The 19,826-nt window shown below is 67.5% G+C and carries 21 protein-coding genes; 4 read left to right on the top strand and 17 right to left on the bottom strand.

Features of this window, described 5'->3' with window-relative positions; genetic code table 11:
* Positions 1–9 precede the first annotated feature (9 nt).
* Positions 10–348: a peptidyl-tRNA hydrolase Pth2 gene (gene pth2 / locus E4S61_RS01040; protein WP_135302050.1), complete on the bottom strand. Its 339-nt coding sequence runs from the start codon at positions 346–348 to the stop codon at positions 10–12.
* Positions 349–425: 77 nt separating this feature from the next.
* On the opposite strand from pth2, the gene E4S61_RS01035 reads away from it, so the two are divergent.
* The 4 genes from E4S61_RS01035 (at position 426) to E4S61_RS01020 (ending at position 3,395) form a co-directional block, all read left to right on the top strand.
* Positions 426–1,181, top strand: a complete 756-nt coding sequence (locus E4S61_RS01035) for a Yip1 family protein (protein ID WP_135302049.1) — start codon at positions 426–428, stop codon at positions 1,179–1,181.
* A gap of 81 nt (positions 1,182–1,262) precedes the next feature.
* A complete protein-coding gene (dcd, locus tag E4S61_RS01030; RefSeq protein WP_135302048.1) occupies positions 1,263–1,850 on the top strand; it encodes a dCTP deaminase in 588 nt (195 codons plus the stop codon).
* A gap of 1 nt (position 1,851) precedes the next feature.
* The gene (locus E4S61_RS01025; protein WP_135302047.1) at positions 1,852–2,748 is read left to right on the top strand and encodes a thiamine-phosphate synthase family protein; all 897 of its coding nucleotides are present in this window, start codon (positions 1,852–1,854) and stop codon (positions 2,746–2,748) included.
* On the top strand, positions 2,745–3,395 hold the full coding sequence (locus tag E4S61_RS01020) for a class I SAM-dependent methyltransferase (protein WP_135302046.1): 651 nt from the start codon (positions 2,745–2,747) through the stop codon (positions 3,393–3,395). The genes E4S61_RS01025 and E4S61_RS01020 overlap by 4 nt, the downstream gene beginning before the upstream one ends.
* Here the strand turns inward: E4S61_RS01020 and E4S61_RS01015 are convergent, their stop codons facing one another.
* From E4S61_RS01015 to E4S61_RS00940, 16 genes are all read right to left on the bottom strand, one after another.
* Positions 3,396–4,664: a glycosyltransferase family 87 protein gene (locus E4S61_RS01015; RefSeq protein WP_135302045.1), complete on the bottom strand. Its 1,269-nt coding sequence runs from the start codon at positions 4,662–4,664 to the stop codon at positions 3,396–3,398.
* Between the two features lie 134 nt (positions 4,665–4,798).
* A complete protein-coding gene (locus tag E4S61_RS01010; RefSeq protein ID WP_135302044.1) occupies positions 4,799–5,785 on the bottom strand; it encodes a patatin-like phospholipase family protein in 987 nt (328 codons plus the stop codon).
* 65 nt (positions 5,786–5,850) lie between these two features.
* On the bottom strand, positions 5,851–6,621 hold the full coding sequence (locus tag E4S61_RS01005) for a DUF7001 family protein (RefSeq protein ID WP_135302043.1): 771 nt from the start codon (positions 6,619–6,621) through the stop codon (positions 5,851–5,853).
* 98 nt (positions 6,622–6,719) lie between these two features.
* Positions 6,720–7,244 carry an HTH domain-containing protein gene (locus tag E4S61_RS01000; RefSeq protein ID WP_135302042.1) on the bottom strand — a complete coding sequence of 175 codons (525 nt, stop codon included), beginning with the start codon at positions 7,242–7,244 and terminating at the stop codon, positions 6,720–6,722.
* A 146-nt stretch (positions 7,245–7,390) separates the two neighbouring features.
* Positions 7,391–8,071, bottom strand: a complete 681-nt coding sequence (gene mobA, locus E4S61_RS00995) for a molybdenum cofactor guanylyltransferase (protein WP_135302041.1) — start codon at positions 8,069–8,071, stop codon at positions 7,391–7,393.
* Between the two features lie 46 nt (positions 8,072–8,117).
* The gene (locus tag E4S61_RS00990) at positions 8,118–9,473 is read right to left on the bottom strand and encodes a P-loop NTPase (protein WP_135302040.1); all 1,356 of its coding nucleotides are present in this window, start codon (positions 9,471–9,473) and stop codon (positions 8,118–8,120) included.
* A gap of 2 nt (positions 9,474–9,475) precedes the next feature.
* Positions 9,476–10,312, bottom strand: coding sequence for a HEAT repeat domain-containing protein (locus E4S61_RS00985; RefSeq protein WP_135302039.1), 837 nt, complete (start codon positions 10,310–10,312; stop codon positions 9,476–9,478).
* Positions 10,309–11,238, bottom strand: coding sequence for a phosphate ABC transporter permease (locus E4S61_RS00980; protein ID WP_135302038.1), 930 nt, complete (start codon positions 11,236–11,238; stop codon positions 10,309–10,311). Before E4S61_RS00980 ends, E4S61_RS00985 begins: the two co-directional genes overlap by 4 nt.
* Positions 11,235–11,951 (bottom strand): molecular chaperone TorD family protein, encoded by a 717-nt coding sequence (locus tag E4S61_RS00975; RefSeq protein WP_245180526.1) that lies wholly within the window; start codon positions 11,949–11,951, stop codon positions 11,235–11,237. Before E4S61_RS00975 ends, E4S61_RS00980 begins: the two co-directional genes overlap by 4 nt.
* Before the next feature lies 1 nt (position 11,952).
* Positions 11,953–12,771 carry an ethylbenzene dehydrogenase-related protein gene (locus E4S61_RS00970; RefSeq protein ID WP_135302036.1) on the bottom strand — a complete coding sequence of 273 codons (819 nt, stop codon included), beginning with the start codon at positions 12,769–12,771 and terminating at the stop codon, positions 11,953–11,955.
* The gene (narH, locus tag E4S61_RS00965) at positions 12,761–13,819 is read right to left on the bottom strand and encodes a nitrate reductase subunit beta (RefSeq protein WP_280662976.1); all 1,059 of its coding nucleotides are present in this window, start codon (positions 13,817–13,819) and stop codon (positions 12,761–12,763) included. Before narH ends, E4S61_RS00970 begins: the two co-directional genes overlap by 11 nt.
* Positions 13,816–16,707: a nitrate reductase subunit alpha gene (locus E4S61_RS00960; protein ID WP_135302035.1), complete on the bottom strand. Its 2,892-nt coding sequence runs from the start codon at positions 16,705–16,707 to the stop codon at positions 13,816–13,818. Before E4S61_RS00960 ends, narH begins: the two co-directional genes overlap by 4 nt.
* Positions 16,704–16,898, bottom strand: coding sequence for a hypothetical protein (locus tag E4S61_RS00955; RefSeq protein ID WP_135302034.1), 195 nt, complete (start codon positions 16,896–16,898; stop codon positions 16,704–16,706). The genes E4S61_RS00960 and E4S61_RS00955 overlap by 4 nt, the downstream gene beginning before the upstream one ends.
* Positions 16,891–18,279, bottom strand: coding sequence for a cytochrome b (locus tag E4S61_RS00950; protein WP_135302033.1), 1,389 nt, complete (start codon positions 18,277–18,279; stop codon positions 16,891–16,893). Before E4S61_RS00950 ends, E4S61_RS00955 begins: the two co-directional genes overlap by 8 nt.
* Positions 18,279–18,962, bottom strand: a complete 684-nt coding sequence (locus E4S61_RS00945; RefSeq protein ID WP_135302032.1) for a QcrA and Rieske domain-containing protein — start codon at positions 18,960–18,962, stop codon at positions 18,279–18,281. The genes E4S61_RS00950 and E4S61_RS00945 overlap by 1 nt, the downstream gene beginning before the upstream one ends.
* Positions 18,962–19,588: a hypothetical protein gene (locus E4S61_RS00940; protein WP_135302031.1), complete on the bottom strand. Its 627-nt coding sequence runs from the start codon at positions 19,586–19,588 to the stop codon at positions 18,962–18,964. Before E4S61_RS00940 ends, E4S61_RS00945 begins: the two co-directional genes overlap by 1 nt.
* Positions 19,589–19,826 lie beyond the last annotated feature (238 nt).

The raw sequence follows: 19,826 nt of genomic DNA, 5'->3' as shown, positions 1-19,826 counted from the left end.
TCGCTGCCCTCAGTACAGCGAACAGTCGCCGGTGACGCGGTCCACCAGGTCATCGTCGGCGGGACCGACCGCAAGCGCAGTGACCGTTCCCGGCTCCAACTGCGTGTGGCCAGCATCCCTGATGATGGCATGCGGCAGGCCCTCGCGCTCTGCGGCGTCAGCGAGTTCGAACAGGTCGGACTCGCCGGTCGCCTTGAGGACGACCTTCTTCTGACCCTCGCCCTTCCAGGCGGTGCGGGCCTTCCGTTCGGCGTCCTCGTACGCCGACAGCGACGCGTGGGCGACCTGAGCGGCGAGTTTCCCCTCGCTCATCCCGATGTCGGCCCGCGCGACGATGGCCTGCTTCATACCCACATATGACGACCCCGACTTAAACCCCCGTCGGAGTACCCACCCAGTTGCACGTACCACAGGGCACTTACCGTATGGGTGAGCATTCGTCGGGGATGCCCTCCACAGTTCGAACTTTCCTGGCCCGTCCGGGCGCGTTCTTCGAGTCGCGTGTCGACCAATTGAGCGGCGTCCGCGGTGCCGGGCTCGCATTCCTATTCAGCGTCGTTGCGACGGTGATACTCGGCAGTATCCTCAGGCAGTTCACCACGCTGTTCACCGGGACGACGACCGTCGACAACCCCTCGTATCCGGGCGACATGATCTGCGAGAACGGCGGCCTCGAAGGGCTAAATATGACGGTGACGATGAGCGGGTGTGACCAGCCGAAGCAGAAGTCGGTCGAGATCAGCTCGCTCCTCTGGGACGAGATGGCCGGCATCGTTCCCTGGATCGCCGTCGGCCTGCTTCTCGTCTGGTTCGGCCTCGCCGTCGCCCTCCACGTCGGCGCGCTACTCGGCAGCGGCTCTGGCCGGTTCGGGCAGACGCTCGAAGTGACGGCGTGGGGCCTCCTGCCGACGGTCGTCACGTCGGTGGTCGGCGGCGCGGCGCTGCTCTTCTTCGCCAGTCGCACCGACCTCTCGGCGAGTTCGCCCGAGGCGCTCCTTCCGGCGATCCGATCGCTGCAGTCGGGCGTCTCCGGGCTCACGCTCCTCGTGATTCAGTTGCTCGGGGCGACGTGGCAGGCGTACGTCTGGGCCGCCGGCCTCCGGGTCGTCCACGAGGTCAGTCGGCGAGCGGCCGTCGCCGTCGCCGTGCTGGTCGCGCTGGTTCCGGTGTTGCTGTCGTAGGCGAGGAGTCCGCGAGCGCCGCCGTCCGCCGCTCGATACAAGGCGGGACGCTTTAGGCACCACACGCCGCTACCTCGGGTAATGATACTCTCGGACGCCGACATCGAGCGTCGTCTCCGCGAGGGCGACCTCGTGGTCGAACCGCTCGACGACCCCGACATCCAGATTCAGCCGGCCAGCGTCGACCTCCGACTGGGCCGGGAGTTCTTGGAGTTCCAGCACGCCAACATCCCCTGTATCCACCCCAACGCCGAGGGGGAGGTCGCCGACTACGTCGAGGAGACCGAAATCGACGACGACGGGGAGTACATCCTCCATCCCGGCGACTTCGTGCTCGGAACGACCCACGAGCGCGTCGAGATTCCAGACGACCTCATCGCCCACGTCGAGGGCCGGTCGTCGCTCGGCCGTCTCGCAATCGTCGTCCACGCGACGGCGGGCCTATGCGATCCCGGCTACGAGGGACAGATCACCCTCGAACTCTCCAATCTCGGCACCGCTCCAGTCGCACTCACCCCCGGGATGCGCATCTCTCAGCTCACCTTTACCGAACTGAAAAACCCGGCCGAGCGCCCCTACGGGGCCGAACGCGGGTCGAAGTATCAGGGCCAACGGGGACCGCAAGCGTCGAAGATACAGGGGGACAGAGAGTTCGGAGGCGACCAATAGAATGCGCTTCATCGAGGAGATCGTCGTCGAGGAGTTCCTACCGACGTTTCGCTCGATGCTGGCCGAGTCCCTCCGCGAGCGAGAGCTGACTCAGTCGGAGGTGGCGAACCTGCTGGGCATCAGCCAGAGCGCCGTCTCGAAGTACGTCCATGGCGACGTCGAGCGCAACGACCGACTGCTCGATCATCGGGGCATGAACGAACTCGTCGAGCGACTGGCCGAGGGACTGGCCGACGGCGAGATGAGTCCCGTGCAGGCGCTCGTCGAGGCCGAGGTGTTCGTCCGCGAACTCGAACACGGCGGCCTGCTCGCCGCGCTTCACGAGGAGGCGGTGCCGGAACTCGGCGAGTACGGCGGCGAGTTCGCCGTCCACGACCCCGATTCGACGCTGCGGGCCGCCGAGCGAACCCTGTCGTCGGTCCGACAGGGCCTGCGCGTTCTCGAAAACACCAGCGGCTTCGCCACGCTCATCCCTGCCGTCGGGTCGAACCTCGTACAAGCGTTGCCCGATGGTCAAAACATCGAAGACGTGGCAGCGGTGCCGGGCCGACTGCTAGACGTGAAGGGGCGGACGACCATCCCCGCGGACCCGGAGTACGGCGTCAGCGAACACGTCGCCAGCGTGTTGCTGGCCGCGCGGGCCGCCGGAAGCGACGCGCTCGCGGCACTGAACGTCGGCTACGAGCCCGAACTCGTCGAGGCGCTCGAAGCCGCGGGCTACACCGCCGTCGAGTTCGACGCGGAGACAGATGTCGAGGCGGCAATCGACGAAGCGCTTGCCGACGCACCCGACGCCGACGTCATCTACCAGACCGGCGGCGTGGGCGTCGAACCCGTCGTCTATCTGCTGGGTGAGGACGCCGTGGCCGTCGCCGAGCGGGCGCGGGACCTGCTGTGAGCGACGCGCGCGAGTTCTACGGTCGGTGGGCCGACCTCTACGACCGACTGGCGAGCCTGCCCTTCGCTCGGTCGTGGCGTGAACGCGCCGCCGACTTGCTCGCCCTCTCGCCGGGCGACACCGTCGTCGAGATGGGGTGTGGCACCGGCGCGAACGTCCCCGTCCTCCGTCGGCGGGTCGGCCCCGAGGGCCGCGTCGTCGGCCTCGACCTGACACGGGAGATGGTCGAGCGTGCACGCGGACAGTCCGACAGAGCGGGCGACGGAATCCACTACCTGCTCGGTGACGCGACGCGACCGCCGGTTCACGGGGCCGACGCCGTGCTGGCGACGTTCGTCGCGGGTATCTTCGCGGACCCCGCAGCAGCCGTCGACGCGTGGTGTGACAGCGTCCGACCCGGCGGTCGGGTCGCCCTGCTGAACTTCCAGCGGAGTGAGAACCCCCTGGCTGCGCCCCTCGACATCGTCTTCGAGGGGTTCGTTAGACTCTCCGCGCCCGGTGCTCGGCTCTCGCGGCAGTCACACGCCAACGCGTTCGAGCGCCGGGTCGCGGCCGCCCGCGACCGTCTCGCCGAGCGCACCGTCGATCGACGCTACGAGACGTTCGGCGGCGGCTTCCTGGGACTGGTCTCCGGGCGCGTGGAGTAATCAGCGGTCGGCCGCGTCGGTTCTGCGGACGATATCCGGTATCTCTAGCCCGCCGCTCTCGATGCGGTAGACCACACAGCCCAACAGCGTCAGGAGGCAGCCGTAGAGCACGGGCGTCCCGACGGCGAAGACCGGACGGAGCGCCGCCGTGACGGCGTCGGCCGTCGCCGAAGAAATCGGCGCGAGCCCGAGCACCTGCGGGACCGTTCGGAAGGATAGCGAGACGTTGGCGAGGACGGTCCCGCCGACGAACAGCCGTCGACCCCGCCCACGCGGGAGGTGGTACAGCAGGACGACGAGCGGGAACGTCAGGTAGACGTAGTACAGCAACAGTGACGGGAAGAACAGTAGTATCGCCGTGACAGTCGCGTAGAGCGCCACGAGGCGGTCAGTGACGCCGCGCGTCCGCCAGTAGCAGAGGGCGACGACAGGCGCGAGCAGGAGCGCTGCGCCGACGGCGTACCACGTCGGGTCGACAGTGGGAAAGGCGACCGACAGCGGCCGTCGAAGCGTGACGTAACTGACGCCCGGGTCCAGTCCACCGACGAAGGCGTCGGTGTCCCGCCGAGCGAGCAACGCGTCCACGACGTAGGTTCGGTAGGTGTCGAGACCGAACGCGGCCAGTCCCGCGACGGTGAGCGCACTCGCGGTGGCGACGGCGGCCGCGATCGCTCGCCACGCGCGCTCGCGGAGGAGCCAGAGACCGATGGCCGCCGGGAACACCTTGACGAAGGCGGGGAGGGCCAGCGCCGCGCCCGCGAGCCATTCCCGGTCGCGTTCGAGCCAGATCAGTCCCGCGGCGAAGGCGGCGACCAGCAGGTGGTTCACCTGCCCGTAGGCCAGCGACGGTACCGAGTGGACGGAGACGAGGAGGTACGTCCCGAGCAAGAGGCGGTCTGTGGTCGGGACGGCGTGGCCCAGCGACTCGATGTACCCGACGAGCAGATGCGTCAGCGCGGCGGTGACGACGAGCGAAACCAGCGTCACGACAGCGTATCCGACCAGCCATGGTCCCAGCCACACCAGCGGGACGAACGCGAGTACTGTCACCGGCGGGTAGAGGTAGTAGAAGTTCTCAGGGGAGGCCACGGCGTAGAAGTCGCCGCCGGCTAGCGCCGTCCGCGCGGCCACGTCGTAGACGCGGTAGTTCAGCCCGACTTTGACCGGGCGGGCGAGGACGTAGTACGCCCCGAGCGCAACACCGAGGAGGAGGGCGGTGCCGAGCGCGAGCCAGACGTCACGGCGGGTTCGAGACAACGAGTCAGACATAGGTGGGGAGTAGGCGGCGAGTCGCCGGAGTACCCGCCACTGCGCCCACCAGTCGCTTCAACGCGTCGGTCGCCGACTCTCATCGGGGTTGGTTACCCGGACTCCACTGAAGACAACCAGAAAGCCCCCGACCGTCACTCGCTCGCTTTCGCGTCGAGAAAAGCACTCGCCGTCGTCCGGCCCCGCTCGAAGAGATCGTCGATGAACGACGGCGATCGGTCGAACCGCGACGACAGCGAGAGATCGGCGTCGAGTCTGAGTTGTTCGACCGCGACGCGTTTGTAGCGCTCACCGTCGAGCCGGCCCTCGGCGATCCACTCGTTGATTCGGTCGACGAACGCCAGTTCCGTCTCCAGTGCGAGGTTGCCCGAGAGCTCGTTCTGTCGGTCCGCGATGGCCCGTAGCGAAGTGGGAACTTCCTCGCGACGTTCGGGCGCGACCCGGAGGACCCAGATTTCGTCCGGCTTGCGGTCGGCGTCCTCGACGCCGGAGAGGAAGTTCGTCACTGGTGGGTTCTGGGCGAACATGCCGTCCCAGGACGGGCTCCCGTCGATTTCGACCGCCTCGAACAGCATCGGGACCGCGGCGGAGGCCAACAGCGCGTCAGCGGTCACGTCCCCGTCGGCGAAGATGCGAGCGTCGCCGCCGGTCACGTCGACGGCGCTGACGAGTAATCGCGGACTCGGATCGCCCGCCAGTTCCGGAACACGGTCGAAGTCGACGACCGACTCCATCGACTTGCGAAGGTCGCGCTGGGCGATTTCGGACGCCGGCGAGAGGTACGGGCTCACGTCCGGTAGCGGGACACCGCTGTTGTCGAGCGCAATCGTCCATCTGGCAGTCTCGTTGACGGCCCGGTCGAACGGGGTTCGCGCCGTCACGTCGGACCAGAGCGCGTCGAGCCGGTCGGCAGCCTCTTCGGGCCCCTCTTCGAGCAGGCCATACCACGCCGTCGTCGCACAGAGCGCGCCGCCGGAGGTGCCGCTGAAACCGACGATCTCGTACTCCTCGGGGAGGTCGACGAGCAGGGTCTGGAGCGCGCCGGCACAGAACGCGCTGTGTGACCCGCCGCCCTGACAGGCCAGCGCCACCGTCGTCACGTCGCTTCGTTCGGGAACCATCTCGGGTGATGCGTGAACCGCTCCGTACGTAAACGGCAACCATGATTGCTCAACGAGCGCATCGGTCACGCCGACGGTCGGTATCGCTCGGCGTGGCGCGGACAGAATTCGGTGCCATGTAACTGCGCGACGACGACGGCGGGTTGGCGGTGGGCGTTGTGGAGACGACAACCCTTCTCGTCGCAGAACGCCTCGCCCGTCGAGAGGTAGTGATACGCCTGCAAGATGTACCCCTTCAGCGCCTCGGTCGTCCGCGGGTCGTCGGCGACGAGGAACTCCCCGTCGACCTGTTCTTCGAGGACCTCGCGGGGCGGGGCGTCACCGGAGAGCATCGCGTGTTTCTGCTGTTCCTTGTAGTAGCGCTCGGGTTTGGCCGGGGCTTCGTACAGTCCCGGCACCGACACCAGCGCCGGTTGCCCGAGGACGTTCACGCGCTTGTGCCACCGGCCGTCGTGGCCGCCCCACGTCCCGACGACGCGGTCCAGTAGCGGAACGTGGAGGTGCGAGAGCGACCGTTCGTCGGCGGGGGTCCGGTGGTGGAGGAGACGCTGGAGCGCCTGCCCGTCGTAGATGACGCCGCCCGCCCGTTCGGGGTGTTCGAGCGCCCGCTCCTCGTAGCGGACGATCCCCAGCATGGTGTTGCCCGTCTCGCGCTCGTATGGATCAAGGACGCGTACGTCGGCCAGTTCTTCGGGGAGATCGCCGTCGGCGTACCGGGAGAGAAATCGGTCGCGGACCCGTACCTCGGCGTCGATTCGCTCCGCCAACCACGCCGCGATTGTGTCGGCGTCCGCTTCGGTCGTCGGGGCGCGATAGAGCGTGACCTGCTCGACCATATCGTTGGGTGGTACTACCCAAAGATACCAGTTGCGGAGCCGCGGAGTTCCCCCCGTTGAGTGGTCCAGAGGGACCCACATCGGGGCGGCAGTCTGGATTACGGCGTCCCCTGTTCGGACACCGCGACCGCCTCTCCCTCGTCGGCATCGGAGAGCGTCGTCTCGTCGTCTTCGAGCGCGTCTAAGAACTCCCCGATGGTCCACGTTCGCTCGCCGTCGGTACAGGGGTAGACGCCGACGAGTTCGCCGTCCTCGTAGGCGGCGGCCAGCATCATCGGCGTCGTCAGCACTTCCTTGCTCCCGCCGACTAAGAGCGACGCCGTCCGCGTCTCGAAGGGCGGGCGAAGCGTCAGGCCGTTCTCCGCCGCCCACTCCTCGAAGCCGTCGACGGTGTCGAGCAATCGGCTGTGATTGGTCCGTCCGGAGACGACAATCTCCTCGGGCCACGTCGTCACCGCGAAATCGTCGAGCGTTCCTGCGGTTCGAAGGCTACTCAGTCGGTCGATGACCGTCGTCCGCGGCCCACAGACCGGGCGTCGGGTCCAGAGGTCGACCGTTAGCCCGTCTGACACCGACAGTTCTACGATGTCCGTTTCGTCCGTTTGTCCCACTTCGTTCGCCATAGCGTGTCAATCACAATCATATTTTGGGCAAAGGAACATAATCGTTTGTGTGAATGTTGTATTAGTGGACATGTATAAACTAGTCTGATTAAACCTGATACTCTCAGCCACCGAGGTCACGTTAGCGACTGTCAGCGAGCTCGTCCTCACTCCTCGTCGCCGAGTTCGTCTCTGAGCGAGCGGAGTGTGGCCTTCGTGTTCACGTTCAGTACCGACCGCGCGGCGTCGAGGGCCACCGGGGCGTCCGCGGCGGCTACCGGGCGACAGTTCGGCAGCGCCGACAGGAGTGCCCGGAGCCCGGCGGCTTTAGGAAGGTCGGGAAGTTCGGACGCCACCGCATCCGTCCGGTAGAAAGCGTGGAGCGGCTCGGGTCCGTCGTCGGTTTCGAGATAGACCGCGTCGTCGCACTCGGTCCGTTCGTCGCCGAGCCACCGAACGACGTCGGCTGAGACGAACGGCATGTCACAGCCGCAGGCGAACAGCCACTCCTCGGCGGCGGCCGTCGCCGCGGCTGCGAGCCCCGCGACCGGTCCCTCGAACTCCGGAGTATCGTAGACGTACGTCACGTCGTGGGCGTTGAGTATCGCGTCGAACTGCGCCCGCTGTGTCTCGTCGTGGACGGCAACGAGCGGCGGCGCACCGGTGGCGGCTTCGAGGACAGTCACCACGCGTTCGAGCAGCGTCGTCCCGCTGAGTACGGCCAGCGCCTTGTTCTCGCTCCCGAACCGCCTGCTCTGCCCGCCAGCGAGGACGACGCCTCGGACGTCGGCGAGCGTCATCGGCCCGCCGCGCTCCGTCTCCAACAGTTCGCTCGGTCGCCGGCCCACAGGGACATACACGGTTCGAGGAGTCGGGTCCCTAAAGCCGACTCGTTCACGGCCGGACCGTGCGCACGAGCCACGTCTCTGGGTTCTGCTGTTTCACCTCGAAGCGCTCCAGCGATTCGACCCCGTCGCCGGCGATGTCGAGCAGGTACTCGCGGACGGCCGCCGGATTGCGGTCGCTCACGACGTAGAACTCCGCGCCCGAGTCGAGCGCCTCGAACCTCTCCCGAACCAGGTCGTGACGGTCCGCTGGCGCGACGCCTCTGAGGTCGACGGCGGAGTCGGGGAGGTCCACGTTCCAGATGTCGTCGAGTCGCTCTCGTACCGCGTCACCGAGTTCCCGAGCGTGGGCCGGGACGCCGTCGGCGGTGGGCCGCGGCGTCCCCTGCATCTCGCCGTCGAACGGGATGTCGACCAGCAGGGGGACATCGAGGGCATCGATGGGGTCTCGGCCGTCGAAAAGGTCGTGAGCCTCCCCGCAGCTGTCACAGACGAACTCGCCCATGTTCGAGACGACGCCGAGCACCGGCACGTCGTTCTCGCGAAACAGCTGAATGGAGCGGTGGGTGTCCGAAACGGCGGCGTGAAACGGCGTAGTCACGAAGACGACGCCGTCGACGGGCACCTCCTGCAGCGTCGTCAGCGCGATGTCGCCCGTCCCCGGTGGCAGGTCGAGAACGACCGTGTCCGGGTCGTCCCACGCCGTCTCCTCGAACAGTTCCGAGAGCGCGTCGTGGGCCATCGCTCCGCGCCACGCCAGCGGCGCGCTGGAGGACATGAGACCGACGCTCATCACGTCGAGTCCGTCGGCGTCGACCGGAATCGGGTTGCCGTCCTCGTCGGAGTGGACCGGCCCGCTGACCGACAGCAACTCCGGCACGTTTGGGCCGTGGATGTCCGCGTCGAAGAGGCCGACGTCGTCTCCGTCGGCCGCCAGCGCGCAGGCCAGCATCGTGGCGACGGTCGTCTTCCCGACGCCGCCTTTCGCGCTCGCCACCGCGACGACGCGGTCAGCAGTGGTAATGCCCGCCTCTCGACCCTCGACCTCCGGCGTGGCGTCGACGTGTTCGACGTGGGCGCGCCGGACGCCCTCGACGTCCGAGAGGGCGCGGACCATCGTCGCCGTGACCGCCTCCGCCTCCTGTGGTGGGAAATCACTCAAGTCCGCCTCGACGGTCACGTCGCCGTCGGCGACGCGGACGTCCTCGATTAGCCCCGCTTCGAAGACGGTGACGTCGGCCTCCGGGTCGCGGACCTGTCTGAGCGCCGCTTCGACGGCGTCCGAGAGGTCGTCGTCCGCATTCGGTTCCTCGGCGTCGGGCCGGTCGGTAGTCGGTTCGTCGGCGGTCGATTCGTCAGGGTTCGGTCCGTCTTCGCGTTCGTTCGTGGATGTGTCCTGTGACATGATCAGAGGTCCGGGCGACGATTCAGTCGGCTCTCGCCGGGGAGCTGTGCGCTGTCCTGTTCGGTGCCGCCGGTGAACTGCCGCCGGAACTTGCCGGGGTCCGCTTCGAGCGACCGAGCGGCCGTGCTCTGGACGACCGCCGGTTCGGCGTCGTCGCTCGCCAGTTCGGTGAGTCGGGCCTCGGCCCGGTCGTCGTCGATACCGGCCAGCAGGTGGGCGGCCCACTCCCGAACCCGTTCGCTCTCGTCGTGGGACTGTTCGAGTAAGATATCGAGCGTCTCCTCGCCGCGGAGCTTGAACAGCGAGACGGCGGCGTTCCGGCGCACGGCGTGGTGGTCGTCCGCTAGCGCCGCCTCGATGTGAGATTCGAAGGCCTCCCTGTCGATGCGGTCCAGCGCGACGAGCGCCTCCGACCGCACCCACGGGTTCTCGTCGGCGAGCGTCTCGACGGCGGCGGCACCGGCCCGGTCGCCGCCGAGGTTCCCGAGCGATTCGACGGCGAACTGCCGCACGTCGGCGTCGTCGTCGGTCAGCCCGACAGAGATGAGCGCGTCCAGCAGTCCCTCGCTGGCCGACTCCTCGCCGAGCGCGAGCGCGACGCGGCGACGCTCGACGACGTCTCCCTCCGCGAGGGCCGTGATTTTCTCCGCGACCGAGTCGTCCGCGACCGGCCTGATGTCGGTCGCCTGTAGCTCTCGGGGCGTCGCCTCGCCGATGGTGACGTCCCGGTCCACCTCGATGTCTTCGAGGCCGTCGGGGTCGACGCCGAAGCCCGGGCTCTCCTCGGGGTGGACGCGCGGGTCGGTGGGGCCGTCGGTCGCCTCTTCCTCGTCCCTCATGCCGACCCCTCCGTCGTCGCCCCGGTCGAGTGCGCTCCCTCGAAGGCCTCGCGGCCGAGCACCACCAGCGTCGCGCCGACCAGTACCGCCATCGCTCGCGGGAGCGTGGCCGGGACGCCCGCCAGTAAGAGCAGACACGCACCTATCGAAAGCGAGAGCGCGTCTCGTCGAACGCCTGCGACGGCGGCCCCGACCGCGCCGGCGACGGCCAGAGCGACCAGGACGTGCGGGACGCCGACGACGGCGAAGCCGGTCACCAGCGCGCTGCCGACGACGTAGGGCTTCGCACCGCTTACGATCGCGACGGTGGCGAAGCCGACGCCGCCGGCCACCGCGCCAGTACGGTCGACCGCCGTCCCGAGGGGGAGCACGGCGAGACTCCCCAGCGTGAGCGCGGTGCCGAGCGCGCGGACGCCGCCGTCGACGACGCCGACGCTGCTCCCGAGCGAGATGCCGACGGCGGCGACAAGACCGGCGGCGACGACCCATCGCAGCCAGTCGTTTCGGGAGTCCGGAGCGCCGAGCGTCCCGAGCAGCGCGAGACCGCCACCGATGGTGACGGCGGCGACGGCGGGCAGCGTCGCGGCGTCGCTCAGGACGGCCATCGGTCCGAAGACGCCCGCGAACAGCAGCCCCACACGAGCGGATGCCGCCGTGGCCGCGAGCGCACACACTAGCAGCGCGAGCGACAGAACGAGTGATGTCCCGAGTGTGACGCCCGCCCGAAGCGCCGACCCGAGCGTCACCGGGTCGAACGGGACGTTGTGGAGGACGTGGAGGAGGGTCCGCAACGCGACCGCCGCCAGCGCGACGCCGCCGGCCACGCGGACGATTCGATAGCGTTCACGGGCGAGCGCCGAAGCGACTCGCGCCGGCGAGAACGCCGAATCGCCGTTCGGGTTCGCTCGCTGTGTCTCATTACTCACGCGCCGTCACCCCCTTCGCGCCGAGCGGCCAGGTCCGCGACGTCCGCCGCCGTGAATCGGTCGAGGAAGTCGGCGAGCCGGCCGAACAGCCCGGTTCCGGGTTCGGCGTCTATCGCGTCGGCGACGCCCTCGGAGATGACGCGGAGATGTCGGTCGTGGAAGTCGAGGCGGGCGGCGGCCACGTCGGCGTCGACGGCCGCCTCGCGCCGACAGAGGTAGCCCGCGAACTCCAGTTGCAGGCGGAGATGGTCGTGGTTGCGCCGGACCTCCTGGTCGACCTGACAGCCAAAGTACTCGTAGGCGCGCGCCAGGTCGAGGTTGACGTCGTTCCAGGAGACCGCCGGGCGGTAGTCAGATTCGTACAGCGACACCGGCGGCCCCTCGTTGGCGACGGTCCCGTCGGTCTTGTCGATGACCTCCGAGTAGCCGACGACGAACAGGTCGTTGAACCGCGCCGACAGCGTGTCGTGGTCGTCCTCGACCGTACAGTCCGGCGGGTCCACGTCGAGGCCCGAACGGTCGACGAGGCGCTCGAACTCCGCCGTCACCGCGCCGCCGTCGAGGGCGCGATACAGTTCCTCGTCCGGTTGGGCGAAGAGGGTCGCGAGGAGGGCGTACACGTCGCCGCGAGCGGCCGGTTCGAGGGCGACGTCGTCCGGCAGTCGCCGCTCGTCGGTCTCCGCTGGCGTGCCGTCGGGGTCGGGGGTCGCCACGTCAGCCACCCCCCGTTCGGCGGACGCCCTGAATCGTCACGAGCGTCGTGACGACGATGCCGATGCCCGCAATCGCCCAGAGGATGGCCTCGTAGGGCGGTCCCTCGGGACCGGGGCCGAGCGCGAGGTAGTACCACTGGCTCGTGGACTTCTGGCCCGACCGCTCCATGTTCGACCCGTTCCACGCCGCGAAGGCCACGTCCATGTCCTGATCGCTCGGGACCGTCGTCCGGTTCTCTCCTGGCGGCGACAGCGGGCGCGAGAACACGACCTCCCAGCGACCGTCACTGTGCGTGTAGTTCGTCGCTACGGTGCCGTTGCGGAACTGCGTGGTCGAGCCCGGCCCGCCGGCCAGCAGTTCCTGGGTCTGTCCGGACCCGCTCCAGTACCAGACGTTGACTGGGTTGTCCGTCCCGCCCATCGCTATCGGCGGCCGCTCGTCGGCGTCCGACGGTAGCTGGACGGCCACGGCGTCAGCGAACGCCCGAACGCGCTCCGTGGACGTGTCGTTCGTCGGGTCCGCCCACGCGAGGTGGAGATAGAGCCGCTCGTCGGTCCGGGCGGCCGAGACGCGAATCTGTTCGACGGTCGTGTTGTCGGCGGATGGGACGGCCGCCCCGGCGCTGCTCATCGGGACCGTCACCGGCGGTGCCTGCCCCCACTCCTCGCCGTCGACCCTGTCGAGGGAGTCGCCGTCGGTCGCGTAGTGCACCGGAATCTCGAAGGCCGGCCGGGCGTCGACGGTCATCGGGGCCACGACCGTCGCGGCGAGCAATCCGACCGCGAGCAGGGCCGCCAGCCGGAGTTCCTTACCCCTCATCGAAGACCTCCAGCCGGTACTGGTCGGCGGTATCGGTCGTGGTCAGCATCTCCATCAGTTCGCTCTCCTCGCCGCGCTCGACCCTGTCGCGCTCGCGGTTGATGACGTTGAGCGCGTCGTTGACCTTCGGCCCGAACAGCTCTTCGAGGTAGTTTCGCGGGATACGTTCGGCGTCTAACGACTCGCCCGCGTCGGAGTGTTGGGGCGGGGCGAACGGCGGGATGTAGTAGACGTTCGGTTCGGTGCGGTATTCGGGGTGGAGGCGGACCGCGGCCTCGTACTCGTTGACGAGCTTGTGGATGGGGCCCTCCTCGTCGTCAAGGAAGCCGACCATCCGGAGCTGCGGCGGACAGTCAGCTGCACAGGAGGGCGGTTTCACCTCGCCGTCCGGCCCCTCACCCTCGATGCGGGGATAACAGAAGATGCACTTCTCGGAGGTCTTCTTCATCGCGTTGTAGTACACCTTCTTGTACGGACAGCCCTCGACGCAGTAGCGGTAGCCCCGGCAGCGGTCCTGGTCGACGAGGACGATGCCGTCCTCCTCGCGCTTGTACAGCGCCGACCGGGGACAGGCCTCGACACAGGAGGGGTGCGTACAGTGGTTACAGATGCGCGGGAGGTAGAAGTAGTAGGAGTTGGGGTACTCGCCGGCACCCTCGTCTTCCTCCCAGTTCGGCCCCCATTCGGCGTTGTCCATCGGCCGCAGCGGTTCGTCGCTCCCCTCGAACATCACCTGCTCGTAGTTGAAGTCCCACGGCCGGCCGTAGTCCTCTTCGCTGGGGAGGTCGCCGGGGCTTCGCTCGGTGTGTTCGTCGGACTCCCACCCGCCGCCCATCTCCTCCCAGTCGCGCGGGTAGCCGGAGCCGGGCTTGGTCTCGACGTTGTTCCAGTACATGTACTCCCGGCCGCCGCCGTCGGTCCAGTTGGTCTTGCAGGCGATGGTGCAGGTCTGACAGCCGATGCACTTGTTCAGGTCCATCACCATCGCGACCTGGTGGTCGATTCCCTCCGCGAGGTCGACGGCATCGCCCTCCTCGGACTGGCTCACGAGTCCGCACCTCCGTTCGCCTCGCCGTCGCCAACCTTCTCCACTTCGACGCGGACGTCGCTGTTGACGCCGGTCGGCCCCCAGTAGTTGGGGAAGAAGTGCAGGTGTTCGCCGGTATCCTCCGGGTACTGGACGAGCTGTGTGGGTTTCATGTACAGGGGCACGAGTGAGTTGAAGTTGTTGCGGTCGGGGAACTGGAACCGCTCCCAGGCGAAGTACATCCGGGCGGTGCCGGGTTCGCTAGAGGGGTAGCGCTTGGCCATCACCTCGACCTCACCGATATCGTTGTAGATGCGGACGGTGTCGCCGTCCTCGATACCGCGCTCTTCCATGTCCTCGGGATTCAGGTAGACTGTCGGTTCGCCGCGCTGGAGGCGGAGCATCTTCTCGCTGTCCCGCCACGTGGAATGGATGGACCACCGGCCGTGGGGCGTGTTGTACCGTAGCGGGTAGTTGGCCTTGTCCTGCAGCGTCGGCGAGTCCTTGTGGGTCGGCAGCGCCTCGTCGAGGTCGAGGAACCAGTCGTGGTCGATGTAGTACTGCTGACGGCCGGTGAAGGTCGGCCACGGGTTCTTCTCCTGCACGTAGCGCTTCCAGGGCGTGTAGGATTCCCCGTCTTCGATGTCGGACGTCCAGTGGTCGCCGGCCTCCAGTAGCCGCTGGGGTTGTTCGACGGTGTCGTCGAAGGTTATCTGTTCGTCGGTGCCCTCGGGGTTCGACTCCTCGGAGTGTTCGAGGATGAACTCGGCGGCCGCCTTGTCCTCGGCCAGCGCGCCATCCTCGTCGGTCTCCCAGTCCCGGACGTAGTCGTCGTGAATCGACTGGAGGTCGATCTGGCGGTCGAACGCCCGGTCTGGAACCGGTTCGACGCCCCGTTCGGTGGCGACCTCCTGAATCTTCGCGGCCAGCTCTCTGAATATCTGCCAGTCGGTCTTCGACTCCCCGAGCGGTTCGACGGCAGGGGTAAACGGATGCACGTACGAGTGCATGTCCGTCATCGAGAGGTCGTGTTTCTCGTAGTGGCTTGCCGTCGGGAGGACGATGTCCGAATACAGCGCCGAGGAGTCCATCCTGAAGTTGATGTCGACCACCAGGTCGAGTTTCGGCCAGAGCTGCTCCTCGATGGCGACGTTGCCCTTGGCCTGGTTGAAGTAGTTGCCCCGCCACATGAACAGCACGCTGGGGTCCGGCCTCGACCCGTCGTCGCGCTCCTCGGGGTAGACCGGCATCCAGTCCTTCTCGACGGCCTCTCGGACGCGTGCAGTGGTCTCGGGGTCGGCGTTGTCCAGGACGTCACAGTGGTAGTACGTCCACAGCGTCGTCGGGACCCCGCGGACGTTCCCAGTCGGGAACGAGAGCACCTGCCAGCCGTGGAACGTCCATATCTTCTCCTGTCCGACGTAGTGGTCGAGACCGGTCCCCTGCCGACCGAGGTTGCCGGTGAGGGTGACGAGCAACTGGATAGCCCGGTTGCCGAGGTCGTTGTGATACCAGTCGTTGACGCCCTTGCCATGGATTATCTTCGCGCGCTCGGCCTCGGCGAACTCGCGGGCGATCTCCTGGTGGGTCTCGCGGCCGACGCCGGTCACCTCCTGGATATATTCTGGTGTGTAGTTCGCCAGTTCCTCGTTGAGATTGGTCCAGACCGAGCGGACGGGCGTGTCGCCGTCAGTCGTCTGGACGGTCCGGTTGACGGCCAACTGCGGGTCGAACTCCAGTTCGATGCTCAGCGAGTCGTCGTGTTGCCCGTCGCGCTCCCCGAGCGACCCCGGGGCGACTCGGAGGTCGCCGTCGCCGTCGAGCATGACGAACATCTGGTCGGGCCGGTCGACATCGACGCCGAGTCCCTCGACCTCGCTCGCGCGGAGGAACTTCCCGGTGTCCTCACGCACCAAGAGAGGCATGTCCGACTGTTCCTTGAGGTGGGCCTCGTCGTACAACCCCTCGTCGACGATGGTGCGAGCCATGCCAAGCGCCAGTGCGGTGTCGGTTCCCGGCTCCGGGCCCAGCCACTCGTCGCAGTGGATGGCCGTCTGCGAGTAGTCGGTGAACACGCCGACGCGTTTCGTGCCGTTGTAGGCGGCCTCGAGGAAGTACTTCGCGTCCGGGATGCGCGTGACGTTGATGTTCGAGCCCCACGCCATGAGATAGTCGGCGTTGTACCAGTCGGCGCTCTCGGCGTTGTCCGTCTGGGTTCCCCACGTGATGGGCTGGCCCGGCGGCAGGTCCGAGTACCAGTCGTAGAAGCTGTGCGAGACGCCGCCGAGGAGGTTGATGAGTCGCGACCCCGAAGCGAAGCTCACGGGGCTCATCGCGGGGATGGGGGTGAACCCCGAGATACCGTCGTACTCACCAGCCTGTACGGTGTCGACGACCTCCTCGGCGATCTCGGTCAGCGCTTCGTCCCACGAGATGCGCTTCCACTTGCCCTCGCCGCGTTGGCCGGTCCGTCTGAGCGGATGGAGCACGCGGTGGTCAGCGTTGACGTAGTCGGAGTAACACGCCCCCTTCTGACAGCCCCTCGGGTTCGGGTCCGGGAGGCTCTCGTCGAACTGCGGGTAGTCGGCCGCCTGTGACTCGCGCCAGACCTGTCCGTTGCGGACGGACACCTCCCACGAGCAACTGCCGGTGCAGTTGACGCTGTGGGTAGAGCGGGCCGTCGAGTCCCAGTCCCACTGCTCGCGATAGAGGTCCTCCCAGTCGCGGTAGGGGTACGAGCCGATGGGGTCGTCGACGACCTCCAGGCCGTCCATCGCGAAGAGGTCGTCTGCGAGCCCGGTACCCGTCGCGCCGACGGCCGCGGCCGCGCCGAGGCCCTTCAGGAAGTTCCGTCGTCCGGTACTGAAGTCGTCAGGTGTCGTGTCGTCTGTCTCCTGTTGATTGCTCATTGTGAGATGAATACAGTAGCGAGTCCGCACGCGACGCCGAGCGTCGCGAGAACGAGGCCGGTCGTCGTGCCGCCGCCGGCCTCCAGTCCGGCGGCTATCAGCGTGATGCCGGTGATTTTGGTCGCCCGGTCCAGCCAGCGATACTGTCGCGGGGAGAGGGTGACGCCGCCAGAGGCGTGCCCGTCAGTCATCGTCGCCCTCCCCGCTCGTCGCCGAGTCGGTTCGGTCCGCCGCTTCCGGTTCTGCCGGTTTCGCGGGGTCGTCGCCGATGTCGCTCCGAAGCGCCGCGTAGGTGATCAGCCCCGCGGTGAGCGGGCCCACCACGAGTGACGCGATGAGATACGGTTTGATGGCGTCCGTCGTCGTCCCCACGATGTCCGCGACGATGACGTCCATTCCGGCGATAGAGGCGAGCATGATGAACACCACGCCTGCGATACCACAGGCCGTCTGCCACGGACGGGTCAGCGGGTTCGCCGAGAAGTGCCGCTGTTCGCCTTCGTAGTCGATGAAGGGCCAGAGGGCCACTACCGCGAAGACGACGCCCGGGAGGACGAGGCCGCCGATGAACTCAGAGCTGATGTGGACGCCAAGCAGGTCGAAGCTCAGCCACGACGGGACGAGCTTTAGGAAGCCGTAGCCCCACATCAGGAACCAGTCGGGCATGATGAGCGACGGCGTCGTCGCCGGGTCGTTGGGGCCGTACTCGGCGATGTTGTGGACCGGTAGGAACCCCGCCAGCAGCGACAGCGTCGCCAGCGTGAGGAAGAAGACGACGGCGCTGACCGCCGTCTGATTCGGCACGGCCGGTAAGCCGACGACGACGCTCCCGTCGTCCTTCTCGACTCGCTCTCGACCGGGAACGTCCGCGTCGCGTTCGGCCTCGGTGTGTTTCTGCCGTATCAGTATCGCCATGTGAGCGCCGATCAGCCCCGCGATGGCCAGCGGCAGGACGAAGACGTGCAGGAAGAACAGCCGCGGAATCGTCGCGCTGGAGGGGAACGACCCGCCGAAGACCAGATGCGCGAGGGTCTCGCCGACGAGCGGGATCGACAGCGCGACGTTGTAGCCGATGCCGACGGCGGTGCTGGCAAACTCGTCGAACGGCAGCGCGTAGCCGGTGTAGGCCGCGAACATCGACAGTCCAGCGAGACCCGTGCCGACGAGCCAGTTGGGCTCGCGTGGGTTCCGGTAGGCACCGGTGAAGAACACCCGGAGCATGTGCAGCGCCATCGAGGCGACGAAGAGGTGGGCCGCCCAGTGGTGCATCCGCCGGAGCAACATGCCGAAGGGCACGTCGTAGGTGATGTTCAGGACGCTGGCGAAGGCCGCCGGCAGCTCCTCGCCCTGGAACTGCGCGACGCTGCCCTCGTACTCGACGGCGGTCGTGCTCGGCTCGAAGAAGAAGCCGAGGAACGTCCCGGTCAGGACGAGTATCCCGAAGCAGAACAGCGCGACCTCCCCGAGTAGGAACGAGTCCTCGGCGGGGAAGGCCTTCCCGAGGAACGACTGGGCCTCTTCGGCGTCGAGTCGGTCGTCGACCCAGCCGTAGAGGCGGTCTCGGCGACTCATCACTCGCCCCCGGGGCCGACCGGCCCCTCGAAGTCACCCGTGGCGACGAGATACCCGTCGCTCGACAGCGTTATCGGGAGTTGCGGGAGCGACCGCGGCGGCGGCCCGCCGACGACGGTCGCCCCCGAGAGCGCGTCGAACCGGCCGGAGTGACAGGGACAGACCAGCGTCGTACCGTCCCGGTCTGCCACCATACACCCGGCGTGGGTACACACCTTCGAGAAGGCGGCGTACCCGCCGACGGTGAACTCCGTCCGCGTCTCGCCGCCGAACTCACCCTCCTCGAAGCGGACCAGCAGCGTCGGTGCGCGCTGGATACCCGGATGGCTCGCCGGGAACACGGTCAACTGCTCGCCCGGCGCGAGGCGACCCTCGGCTATCTGCTCGCCCTCGGCGTCGACGAGCGCCACGCCGTCCGAGTACACCGGGCCGGTGTACTCCCGCTCGAAGACCTGCGTCAGGCTGACGAGCGGGGCGGCGAGACTTCCCAGCGCCGTCAGGCCGCCGATGGTCGCGAGCGCCTTGGCGTAGTCCCGCCGCTCCATCTCGCCGCGGGCGTCCCGCCAGAACGCCTGATAGATGCTCGGTTCGTCCGTACCGTCGGCGTGGTCCGCACAGCACTCGGTCGCCTCGGCCCCGTCTCCACCGGGGTATTCCCGGCCGAGCAGGTCGTCGTCGGCCATCAGTGCCCCCTCCGCTCGGCGACCTCGACGTGGGGCATGAACCAGGCGTAGTACGAGACGGTCAGCCCGGTCAGTGACATGAACATGCCGAAGGCGTAGACGCCGAAGTACTGCGTCCGGGCCAGCGTGAGGTACTCCCCGGTGAACAGCGCGGCGAAGGTGATGGTGAGTACCGTCAGGCCGCCCATCGCGACCAGCCCTTCGATGGCGTCGCTCGACGGGTGATACTTGGTTATCCAGCGATCGTCGGTTTCGAGCCACGGGAACGTCGAGACGCCGCCACCGGACCGTGCGTCAGAAGCAGTATTGCTCCCGCCACCGACAGTGCCGCCGTCGGTGACCGTCGCGTCGACGTCGGCGTCCGGTCTCGCCGCCTCGTTCATGAACCGATGAAAGAAGGCGAGCGTGCCGACGAGGACGAACAGCGCCACCCAGACGACGACACCTACCTGACTGGGCGAGAGTTTGTTCGGCGTCTCCACGAACCCTTCGAGGGGTCGTATCTCGTTGACGCTCTGGTCGATCTCTATCTCCTCCGAGGGGGGTTCGCCGTGTAGCGCGACGAACCACATCGGGAGCAGGACCGCCAGGAGCACCAGGACGATGAGTATCGTTCTCAGTTGCATGGATACAGGTCGAATCAGTTCGCTGTCGGTACCACTGCCGCTCAGACGCGGAACCCGACCCGACGCTGCTCGCGTGGCCGCCGTGGCACCGCTCGACCGCCGGCCCGGACCGGAGCCCTTGCCCGAATTCGGTTCGATTTCGGAGTCGAACCATGTTAAAGAGAGACACACTATATTTGGGGAATTTAAATGGGGGGTGCAGAGTGGACAAACGCTTAACAGCAGTGCCGGGGAAACC

The sequence above is a fragment of the Haloarcula amylovorans genome (assembly GCF_004681185.1).
GTDB classification, from domain to species: Archaea; Halobacteriota; Halobacteria; order Halobacteriales; family Haloarculaceae; genus Haloarcula; species Haloarcula amylovorans.
The sequence above is the reverse complement of the archived record's forward strand: the minus strand, read 5'-3'. Positions and strand labels throughout refer to the sequence as shown.